General features: G+C 29.4%; 10 protein-coding genes. 7 read left to right on the top strand and 3 right to left on the bottom strand.

Annotated features, from left to right (window positions below; all coding sequences use genetic code 11):
• The first annotated feature begins 80 nt into the window (after window positions 1-80).
• A complete protein-coding gene (locus Q5O44_RS00575; RefSeq protein ID WP_022166438.1) occupies window positions 81-1,229 on the top strand; it encodes a glycerate kinase in 1,149 nt (382 codons plus the stop codon).
• 155 nt (window positions 1,230-1,384) lie between these two features.
• Entirely contained in the window at window positions 1,385-1,819 is a 435-nt protein-coding gene (locus Q5O44_RS00570) for a GatB/YqeY domain-containing protein (RefSeq protein WP_022166437.1), read from the top strand.
• Window positions 1,820-1,852: 33 nt separating this feature from the next.
• Here the strand turns inward: Q5O44_RS00570 and greA are convergent, their stop codons facing one another.
• Window positions 1,853-2,320, bottom strand: a complete 468-nt coding sequence (greA, locus tag Q5O44_RS00565; RefSeq protein WP_022166436.1) for a transcription elongation factor GreA — start codon at window positions 2,318-2,320, stop codon at window positions 1,853-1,855.
• 78 nt (window positions 2,321-2,398) lie between these two features.
• A complete protein-coding gene (locus Q5O44_RS00560) occupies window positions 2,399-2,710 on the bottom strand; it encodes an exonuclease domain-containing protein (protein WP_302637012.1) in 312 nt (103 codons plus the stop codon).
• A 188-nt stretch (window positions 2,711-2,898) separates the two neighbouring features.
• On the opposite strand from Q5O44_RS00560, the gene Q5O44_RS00555 reads away from it, so the two are divergent.
• From Q5O44_RS00555 to Q5O44_RS00540, 4 genes are all read left to right on the top strand, one after another.
• Window positions 2,899-5,199 (top strand): ATP-binding cassette domain-containing protein, encoded by a 2,301-nt coding sequence (locus tag Q5O44_RS00555; RefSeq protein WP_022166434.1) that lies wholly within the window; start codon window positions 2,899-2,901, stop codon window positions 5,197-5,199.
• 58 nt (window positions 5,200-5,257) lie between these two features.
• Window positions 5,258-5,860: a TetR/AcrR family transcriptional regulator gene (locus Q5O44_RS00550; protein ID WP_022166433.1), complete on the top strand. Its 603-nt coding sequence runs from the start codon at window positions 5,258-5,260 to the stop codon at window positions 5,858-5,860.
• A 213-nt stretch (window positions 5,861-6,073) separates the two neighbouring features.
• A complete protein-coding gene (locus tag Q5O44_RS00545) occupies window positions 6,074-7,264 on the top strand; it encodes a phosphopentomutase (RefSeq protein WP_302637008.1) in 1,191 nt (396 codons plus the stop codon).
• Between the two features lie 63 nt (window positions 7,265-7,327).
• Window positions 7,328-8,128, top strand: a complete 801-nt coding sequence (locus Q5O44_RS00540) for an SDR family NAD(P)-dependent oxidoreductase (RefSeq protein WP_022166431.1) — start codon at window positions 7,328-7,330, stop codon at window positions 8,126-8,128.
• 329 nt (window positions 8,129-8,457) lie between these two features.
• Here Q5O44_RS00540 and Q5O44_RS00535 read toward each other — a convergent pair whose 3' ends face one another.
• Window positions 8,458-9,807 carry a [Fe-Fe] hydrogenase large subunit C-terminal domain-containing protein gene (locus tag Q5O44_RS00535; RefSeq protein ID WP_022166430.1) on the bottom strand — a complete coding sequence of 450 codons (1,350 nt, stop codon included), beginning with the start codon at window positions 9,805-9,807 and terminating at the stop codon, window positions 8,458-8,460.
• Between the two features lie 259 nt (window positions 9,808-10,066).
• On the opposite strand from Q5O44_RS00535, the gene Q5O44_RS00530 reads away from it, so the two are divergent.
• Entirely contained in the window at window positions 10,067-10,222 is a 156-nt protein-coding gene (locus Q5O44_RS00530; protein WP_022166429.1) for a zinc-ribbon domain-containing protein, read from the top strand.
• Window positions 10,223-10,300: the final 78 nt, after the last annotated feature.

The raw sequence follows: 10,300 nt of genomic DNA, 5'->3' as shown, positions 1-10,300 counted from the left end.
AATATTTTATCATTAAAAAGGCAAATAAATAAAATGATATAATTATAAAAGAATGATAAAAAATATATTGAGGGAAGTTTATGAAAAAGGATTTAGTAATTGTATTAGCACCAGATTCTTTTAAGGAAAGCATGACAGCAAAGGAAGTATGTGAAGCTATGGAGAGAGGAATAAGGAAGGCTAATTCTCAGATTAGATGCATACATGTTCCCATGGCTGATGGAGGAGAAGGAACTATGCAATCTTTAGTGGATGCAACAGGTGGAAGGGTATATTCAAAAGAAGTAGTGGGGCCCCTTGGTAATAATGTAGTAGCTGAATATGGAATTTTAGGTAATGGAGAGATTGGTGTCATAGAAATGGCTAGTGCCAGCGGAATCCATCTAGTTGATTCAGAAAAAAGAAATCCATTAATTACAACAACATTTGGAACTGGGCAGCTTATAAAAGCATGTCTTGATAAAGGGGTAAAAAAACTTTTAATAGGCATTGGTGGAAGTGCTACTAATGATGGAGGAGCTGGATTTATACAGGCTTTAGGAGGAAGATTGTTAGATGAAAATGGAGATGACTTATCATATGGTGGGGGAGCATTGGCTAAATTACATACCATAGATTTATCAAATCTTGATGAGAGATTAAAATATGTTTCTGTGGAAGTGGCTTGTGATGTAAATAACCCTCTTTGTGGAAAAGAAGGAGCATCATATGTATTTGGACCACAAAAAGGCGCCACAAGAGAAATGATTGAAATACTAGACCAAAATTTGAGCCATTATGCTGAGGTCATAAAAGAACAATTAGGTAAAGATGTTATTAGTAAAGCAGGAGCAGGAGCAGCAGGCGGATTAGGAGCAGGGCTTATGGCATTTTTAGATGTAAAATTAAAAAGTGGTATTGAAATGGTGATAGAATATGCAAATCTTGAAGAAAAAGTTAGAGATGCAGATATGGTGTGGACTGGTGAAGGGAGTATAGATTTTCAAACACAGTATGGTAAAACGCCTTTAGGAGTAGCAATGATAGCTAAAAAATATAATAAGCCGGTGATAGCTTTAGCTGGAAGAGTTGGAAATGATATAGATGCCTTATATGATAAAGGTATAGATGCTATATTTGGTATAATGAGAGGTGTTACATCCATTGAAGAGGCTTTGGTAAAGGGACCAGAAAATGTTGAAAAAACATCAGAAAATATAATAAGACTTCTAAATATAAGCTGTATATAGTTTTAATATGAAAAAATTAGTTAAGTAAGTATATTTATTAAATAATAGTGCCACAATGAAGAATATCGCACATTATAATCAATTATGTTATAATTTAGTAAAAAATATATGAAAGAGGTGAAGTGTTAGTATTATAGGATACTAACGGAAAATTTATGTTAAAAGAAACATTGAAAAAAGATGAAATAGCAGCAATGAAAGCAAGAGATAAGGCTAAGGTAAATGTATTAAGACTTGTAAATGCTGAAATTAAAGCATATGAAGTTAATAATAGAGAAGACATTTCAGATGAAAATGTTATAAAGATAATTGAAAAAAGTATAAAACAAAATAAAGAAGCTTTAGAATATGCAAAGCAAGCTAATAATGAAGAAAAAATAGCTGAAGGAAATTTTGCCATAGAAGTTTTAACACCATATCTTCCAAAGAAATTAACTGATGATGAAGTTAATGAAATGCTTAAAGAAATTATTGCAAGTGGTAACTATACAGCAGCAGATATGGGTAAAATAATGAAGGAAATAATGCCAAAAGTTAGTGGGAAATTTGATAGATCAAAAATTAATCCAATGGTAAAGGCATTATTATAATTGGCAAATAAAAATGGACTAATGATTAAATCATTAGTCCATTATTTCTATGATTTCAATTGTATAGTTATCACCAGGAGCATTAACTTCCACTATATCTCCAGCTTTTTTTCCACTTAATGCTTTTCCTAAATCAGATTCTATGCTGATAAGCATGTTTTCAGGGTCCATATCCATAGTTGTAACAAGAGTTATAATATCTTCAAAATCATCTTCAATAAATTTTATTTTGGCTTTGCTATTAATGCCCAGAACAGATTTATCTAAGCTGCTTTCGTCTATTACAGTAGCAGTTGAAATCATGGTAAGTAAGTATTGTATTCTATTATCATTTTCTCTATATTCAGCACAAGCTGCTTTATATTCTGCGTTTTCAGATCTATCTCCATGAGCAGCAGCAATCATTTTTTCTTTTGCTATTTCCGCTCTTTTTACCGTCATTCTATAATCTAATTCATCTTGCAATTTCTTTAGATTTTCTTTAGTTAATTGATTATTCATTATTAAAAGCACCTCCCTCGAAGTATATTATATAATATTTTTATTTAAATGAAATATAAAATATCTATAAAAATAAAGCTATTTTGAGAACTGATTAGTTTTACCCATTATATAAGCAAGTTTAATCATGTCTTTTTCTTGGGATGAGAGTTTGCGGTTATACATTTTTTCAAATTGTGCAAAAAGTTGTTCAGTATAAATTTTTTGCTCTTCCTTACCAATGAAGTTTAAAAAATCATTATAGACTTCAGGAAAATAGTTTTCAGTAGCAACCATTTCAGTAGTTATCCTTGTAAGATTTTCAATATAAGGATGAATTTCAAAATGAACAGATGGCCTGATGATCTTGTTAAATACAGCTGTTATTTCTAAATCATTTTTTTTAGAAATTTATTTTTATAAAAAAAGTTATTTTGGTAAATAATATTAAAGTATTTACATTAAAAGGTGAAGCTTTGTTAAATTTAAGTAAATGATAGAGGATATTAATTGACATATGACAAGGTGTCATATATACTTAGATAAATATGACATCTTGTCATAATTTATATATAATTGACAAAGGGAGGGGAAAGGTTATGTTACAATTAAAAAATATTAAAAAGACATATAAGATTGGAGAAATAGAAACTCATGCTCTTAAAGGAGTGTCAGTTGCTTTTAGAGAAAAAGAGTTTGTAGCCATATTAGGAACTAGTGGGTCAGGAAAGACAACTTGTTTAAATATTATTGGTGGATTAGATAATTATACTGATGGAGATTTAATACTAAATGGTAAATCTACAAGAGATTTTACAGAAAAGGATTGGAATAGCTATAGAAATAATTCCATTGGTTTTATATTCCAAAGTTATAATTTAATTGGACATTTAAGTATCGTTGAAAATGTTGAATTAGGTATGACTTTAAGTGGAGTAAGTGCTAAAGAAAAGCATGAAAAGGCATTAGAAGTTCTTAAAAAAGTAGGATTGGCAGATCATCTACACAAAAGACCTAATCAATTATCAGGTGGACAGATGCAGAGAGTTGCCATAGCCAGAGCTCTTGCTAATAATCCAGACATAATATTAGCTGATGAGCCAACAGGAGCTTTAGACACTGAAACATCAGTGGAAATTATGAATCTTATAAAAGAAGTAGCAAAAGATAAGCTAATTATTATGGTAACACACAATCCAGAATTAGCTCATGAGTATGCCGATAGAATAGTTGAATTTAAGGATGGAAATATCATTTCTGATAGTAATCCATATGATGAGAAGAATGGTGAAAAGAGTGGATTCAAGCTTAAGAAAACAAGTATGAGCTTTGCTACTGCTTTAAAACTTTCATTTACTAATATTAAGACTAAAAAAGGTAGGACAGCTCTTACTGCTTTTGCATCTAGTATAGGTATAATTGGAATTGCTACTATAATGTCATTATCATCAGGATTCCAAGAACAAATTAATAAATTCCAAAGTGATAGCTTTGCATCATTCCCTATTATGATAACGCAAGAAACTAATGAAATTGATATTGATAAGATTTCAGAAATGCAGAAGGAAATGCTAGGTATTACGGAAAATGAAAAAAGTTATAGTGATGCTAAGGAAGTTTATAGTTATAGTACTGATGAATATGTAATGACTCATAAAAATGTATTTACAGAAGAATATATTGACTATATAGAAAATATTAATCCTGAATATGTTCAAAGCATAGGATACACTAGAATGACTGGAATGAATCTTTTAATGGAGCAAAATGGTGAAGTGGTTCCTGTAAATGCTAAAGAAATTAATTTTGTATCATATCCAAAGACATTAACTGAAGATAGCCAAGGATATTTAGAGGAAAACTATGATTTGTTAATTGGAGAGTATCCACAAAATGCTAATGAAATTGTAATGGTTATTGATGAGAAGAATCAAGTACAAGATACTATTTTAAAGGCCATAGGATATGATGAAAAAACTATTTCATTTGATGATATATTAGGGTTAGAACTTAAAGCTATTTTAAACAATGACTATTACAGTGCAACAGATATGGGTATTTATACAATGAATACCAATTATGAAGAAATGTATAGTTCAAATAATGCAATTGATTTAAAAGTTGTTGGTATAATTAGAGGAAAAAAAGATGCAGGACTTGCAATGTTAATGCCTGGATTTGCTTATTCAGATGAGCTTTCAGAAATAATAATAGAAGATTCTATGAATTCAGATATTGTGAAGGCACAGAAAGAAGCAGATTTTAATGTTTTAACTTTTGAAAAGATTGATGAAACTACTAAGGAGCAGCTTATAGCATATTTAGGAGGAAATTCAACTCCATATATGATAAGTATATTCCCAACTTCATTTGATAATAAAGATTTTGTTGTGGAATATTTAGATGAATATAATGAAGGAAAAGAAGTTGCAGATCAAATTGTATATACTGATTTGGCAGACACAATAATGAGTATGACCAATGGAATCATGACAGGAATAACAGTTGTATTAATTGCTTTTGCAGGAATATCATTAGTTGTTTCATTAATAATGATTGGAATAATTACTTATACATCAGTTTTAGAGAGAACAAAGGAAATTGGTATATTAAAAGCCTTAGGTGCTAGTAAGAAGGATATAACAAGAGTATTTGATGCTGAAACTTGTATACTAGGTGTATTTTCAGGGGTATTAGGTATAGCTATAGCATATGGGTTTACATTCCCAATAAATTCAGTTATTTATAAAATGACAGATCTTAAAAATGTAGCACAGCTTCCAGCTATTTATGCTGTAATGCTTGTAATCATAAGTACAATTCTTACAATGATTGGAGGGCATATTCCAGCAAAGATGGCATCAAAGAAAGATGCAGTTGAAGCTCTTAGAAGTGAATAATTTAAAATAAAAAATATAAAGGATATAATATATTATTCTTATAGATAGGAGCTAGTATATGCCGACTAATACTTTTTTTAATTTGCCAATTGAAAAGAAGAAAAAGATTATGAATGCAGCCAAAAGTGAATTTGTAGAATATTCTTTTTATGATGCATCTATTAATAGAATTATAAAGAACGCTGGGATTTCCAGAGGATCATTTTATATGTATTTCGAAAATAAAGAAGACTTATTCTTATACATATTAGATGGATATAGAGAGGAAGTTTTAGCTGAAATAGTTAAAGGGGTTAATGGTGAGAAGTGTGATATATTTCAAATGGCAATCTATATTTATGATTATGTAACCAGCAAAGATTTTAATGAAGAAATGTATGAATTTATCATAAAGACATTACATAAGGTTGATGTGACTTTACTTAATTATTTCTTTAAGCTTGACTGTAGAGAAGTTAAAATTAGCTCTGCAAGAAAATATACAGATTTATCCAATATAGTTTTTGCAAATGATGAAGAACTTTTAAATATATTAGAGACAATTGAAAATATAATGATTACGGAATTAATATCTACATTATCAGGAAAGTATGATTGTTCCGTAGGAAAAGAAAAGCTTATTGGCAAATTTAATATTATAAAAAATGGAATATTAAAATAATTATAAAACTGTACTTAATAAGTGCAGTTTTATTTTAATGTTTAAGAATATAAATAGTATTACTAAGTAAAATATAATATTATTTTTAGAATAAAAAAACTTGTAAATATAAATACCTCTATAAAAAATTGGTGTTATATTATAAAATATACATATACAAAAGGTATATTGAGGAAAGATATAAAGAGTAAATTAGTTAAAGGGGATAATAGTATGAAAAAATACAATAGAATATTTACAATAGTTATAGACTCTTTAGGAATAGGAGCTATGGATGATTCAAAACAATATGGTGATATTGATGTAGATACACTTGGACATATAGCAGAAGCAGTGGAATCTTTAAATATTCCTAATCTGCAAAAAATGGGTATAGCAAACTTACATAAAATAAAACATGTGGAAAGTATAGAAAATCCACTTGGATATCAAATGAAATTAAAAGAAGCAAGTGTTGGTAAAGATACAATGACTGGTCACTGGGAAATGATGGGTCTTCATATAACTAAACCATTTAAGACTTTTACTGATACAGGATTTCCAAAGGAATTATTAGACCAATTAGAAGCAAAAACAGGACATAAAATTGTTGGAAATAAAAGTGCCAGTGGAACAGAAATACTAGATGAATTAGGAGAACATCAAATGAAGACAGGAGATATGATAGTATATACTTCTGCAGATTCAGTTCTTCAAATTTGTGGTCATGAAGAAACTTTTGGTTTAGATGAATTATATAGATGTTGTGAAATAGCAAGAGAAATGACTTTAAAAGATGAATGGAAAGTTGGTAGAGTTATAGCAAGACCTTATGTAGGAGACAAAAAAGGTGAATTTAAAAGAACAAGCAATAGACATGATTATGCATTAAAACCATATGGAGAAACTGTATTAAATGTTTTAAAAGATAATAATTATGATGTTATATCAGTGGGAAAAATAAGCGATATCTTTGATGGAGAAGGAATAACTGAAAGTCATAAATCAAAAAGCTCAGTTCATGGTATGGAGCAAACTTTAGAATTAATGGATAAAGAGTTTAATGGATTATGTTTTGTAAACTTAGTTGACTTTGACGCATTATGGGGTCATAGAAGAAACCCTAAGGGATATGCTGAAGAACTAGAAAAATTTGATGTGAATTTAGGAAAAGTATTAGAAAAATTAAAAGAAGATGATTTATTAATAATTACAGCAGATCATGGTAATGATCCAACTTATAGTGGAAGTGATCATACAAGAGAGTATGTTCCATTCTTAGCATATTCTCCATCTATGAAAGGTCATGGTATTTTAGATAATAGTGAAAGCTTTGCAACAATAGGTGCAACAATAGCAGATAACTTCAATATTAAAATGCCAGAAAATACAATAGGTGAATCAGTATTAGATAAATTAGTATAATAATAAGACATGTAGAACTTATTCTTAATACATTAATGCAATTATACAACAAGGAGGAATAAGATGAAGACAGTAATAAATAAAGTAGCATTAGTTACATCTGCAACAAGAGGAATAGGATTTGCTAGCGCCTTAAAATTAGCTCAAGAAGGAGCAATAGTTTACTTAGGTGTAAGAAGGATGGAGGATACACAAGAAATATGTGACAGATATACAGAATTGAAGATGATACCTGTATATTTTGATGCTTATAAAGAAGAAACTTATAAAAGCATGATAGATACTATTATAGAAAAAGAGGGCAGATTAGATATATTAGTTAATAACTTTGGAACATCTAATCCAGCTAAAGACCTTGATTTAGTTAATACAGATGAAGAGTATTTCTTTAATACTATAAAAGCTAATTTAGGTACAGTTTATTCTATATCTAAGAATGCAATACCTCATATGATTAAAAATGGTAGAGGAAGTATAGTTAATATATCTTCTATTGGTGGAAATATTCCTGATATATCTAGAATTGGATATGGTGTTTCAAAAGCTAGTGTTAACAACATAACTCAACAAATGGCTATGCAATATGGGAAGCATAATATAAGAGTAAATGCTGTTCTTCCAGGATTAACGGCTACTGATGCTGCAATAGATAATATGCCTGAAGATTTCAGAAAATCATTCTTATCTCATGTTCCATTAGGTAGAATGGGTACTCCAGAAGATATGGCAAATGCAGTATACTTCTTCGCATCTGATTTGTCATCATATATAACTGGAGATATAATGGAAGTCGCTGGTGGATACGGTTTAGGAACGCCTCAGTATGCTGATTATGTTGGCTGTAAACAAGTAGAAGATAAATAGAATAATTGTATCTATTAGTACCCCCTTGAGAACACTAAGTTTACAAGGGGTTATGTTCTTATTATTTATTTCCGAAGTATCTATTAATAAGTCCTTGGAAAGCAGCCCTATGCCGGCTTTTGTCACGAACCTATGCCTATTTATAAGATTTATAATCTATATTCTACCAATATACATTAACTACTCTACTCAGTGTAGATTTACAGTTAGATATTAATTATATAAATTTTACTTTTTCTTAATCATTGTACCTTTGCTAGAAATCACTAAACCTTTTCTGATAGTTTGGGTGTCATTTATGACGTCAATTATTACTCATGTTTTTACTATTAAAAATCTCTTTGTAAAATCTTAATTTTATCGTCGTTAATAAAATCCTCCAATGAAGTTATATTTAATTTCACTAAAATATCTTGTAGCAAAGGACTAAATACAGGAACTTTTATAGAAGAATCATGAGCAAATTTATCTACAGCTTCTTTTCCCTCTTCAGGAGAAACAAGAATTTTAGGTCCACCAACACAGCCACCAACACAGCCCATGCCTTCTAAGAAACTAAAATTGATATTGCCTGTAAGAGCATCATTTAATATTTCCTTGCATTCTTTTATGCCATTTGCTCTATAAGCTCGGAAATTTTGAATTTTATTAGGGTAAAGTTCTTTTACAGTATCTTTAATAGCTTTAGTTACTCCACCTACACGTGCATATGAACGCCCACATGTAGATGTATATTCCACTGATGGAATACCTTTAAGATCTTTAGGATTAATTGATAAGGCATTAAAAATATCATTAAGTTCTTGGAATGTTAGAACAAAATCAATTGCCCCAGCAACATCTTTTTCTTTTGCTTCGGCTTTTTTTGCAATACAAGGGCCTATAAATACTACTTTAGCTTCAGGATTTAAAGCTTTTATAATTCTTCCAGCAGCAATCATTGGGGATACAGAAGGAGAAAGGTCTGGCATAAGCTCTTTATAAACTTTTTTAAGCATGCCAACCCACATAGGACAGCAACAGGAAGTAATCATTAAATCTTTAGGAGATTTTACATGTTTGTTAAACTCCACAGATTCCTTAATTGTTAATAAGTCAGCAGCAAAAGCAACTTCAATCATGTCTGAAAAACCAATTGAAATGAATGCTTCTCTAAGTTGATCCATGGAAACGTCTTTACCAAATTGTCCAACGATTGCAGGTGCAACAGCAGCAATTACTGTTTTATTATTTTTTATTAAATCTATTACAGGAAAGAACTCTACTTTATCTAATATACGTCCATTTTTACAAGAGTCGATGCATATTCCACAATCAATACAAATATCATTATTTATATATGTGGAGTTATTATTGGTATCAAACATTATAGCGTTAAAAGGACAAGCTTTTTGACAGGTAAATTTATTATTATTATCTTTAGAACAATTGGTAGATGAACAATCTAATTTTTTTACTATCTTTTGTGTTACAGCATGATTAGTGATAGCTTTTTTTAGATTATATTTATAATTATTATCAAATTTTACATCAACTCCACATAGTGATGTTATTATATTGAAAGTATCTTGTGGTGATTTTTCATGACAAACCATAATGGTATCCAAGGTATCGTCAAAGTTACCTTCATAATAAGCTTTAACTAATGTATCAAATAAATCAATATATTTAGAATTCATTATAATAACCTCCATAAAATATGTATTATTTAGTATACTCATTTTTTATAGTAAAAATACTTATTGCAACAACATAAGAAGAATATTTTTAATAATTAAAGGAATTTAAAAAAAAAGATTGTAATTTATACAAATAAGTGTTAGTATGAGTATAAGCAGTACATACTGCTATTTAAATAAAGTTTCTTTAATGTAATGGTTTCTCGTAATTTAAGAGATTATTATCACATTAGAATCTTTAAAATTAGGAGGAATTATTATGACAGATAAGACATTAACTTGCAAAGATTGTGGTGCTGAATTCGTATTCACAGTTGGAGAACAAGAATTCTACAAAGAAAAAGGATTCGATAACGAACCAAAGAGATGTTTAGCTTGTAGAAGAGCTAAGAAAGCACAACAAAACGATAGATAATTATTGAAATTGTTGATAGAGCTGTAGTTTATACTACAGCTTTTTTAAAGTACAGGAAAGTATAAAATTTTCGATGGC

Origin of the sequence: Clostridium sp. CAG:221, from assembly GCA_000435835.1 — a bacterium.
Lineage (GTDB): Bacteria > Bacillota > Clostridia > Clostridiales > Clostridiaceae > Clostridium.
The sequence above is the reverse complement of the archived record's forward strand: the minus strand, read 5'-3'. Positions and strand labels throughout refer to the sequence as shown.

What these genes read in the sequence shown, in the direction of transcription:
- Q5O44_RS00575 (WP_022166438.1), top strand. Translation starts at nt 81, where the DNA reads ATGAAAAAGGATTTAGTAATTGTATTAGCACCAGATTCTTTTAAGGAA.
- Q5O44_RS00570 (WP_022166437.1), top strand. Translation starts at nt 1,385, where the DNA reads ATGTTAAAAGAAACATTGAAAAAAGATGAAATAGCAGCAATGAAAGCA.
- greA (WP_022166436.1), bottom strand. Translation starts at nt 2,320, where the DNA reads ATGAATAATCAATTAACTAAAGAAAATCTAAAGAAATTGCAAGATGAA.
- Q5O44_RS00555 (WP_022166434.1), top strand. Translation starts at nt 2,899, where the DNA reads ATGTTACAATTAAAAAATATTAAAAAGACATATAAGATTGGAGAAATA.
- Q5O44_RS00550 (WP_022166433.1), top strand. Translation starts at nt 5,258, where the DNA reads ATGCCGACTAATACTTTTTTTAATTTGCCAATTGAAAAGAAGAAAAAG.
- Q5O44_RS00545 (WP_302637008.1), top strand. Translation starts at nt 6,074, where the DNA reads ATGAAAAAATACAATAGAATATTTACAATAGTTATAGACTCTTTAGGA.
- Q5O44_RS00540 (WP_022166431.1), top strand. Translation starts at nt 7,328, where the DNA reads ATGAAGACAGTAATAAATAAAGTAGCATTAGTTACATCTGCAACAAGA.
- Q5O44_RS00535 (WP_022166430.1), bottom strand. Translation starts at nt 9,807, where the DNA reads ATGAATTCTAAATATATTGATTTATTTGATACATTAGTTAAAGCTTAT.
- Q5O44_RS00530 (WP_022166429.1), top strand. Translation starts at nt 10,067, where the DNA reads ATGACAGATAAGACATTAACTTGCAAAGATTGTGGTGCTGAATTCGTA.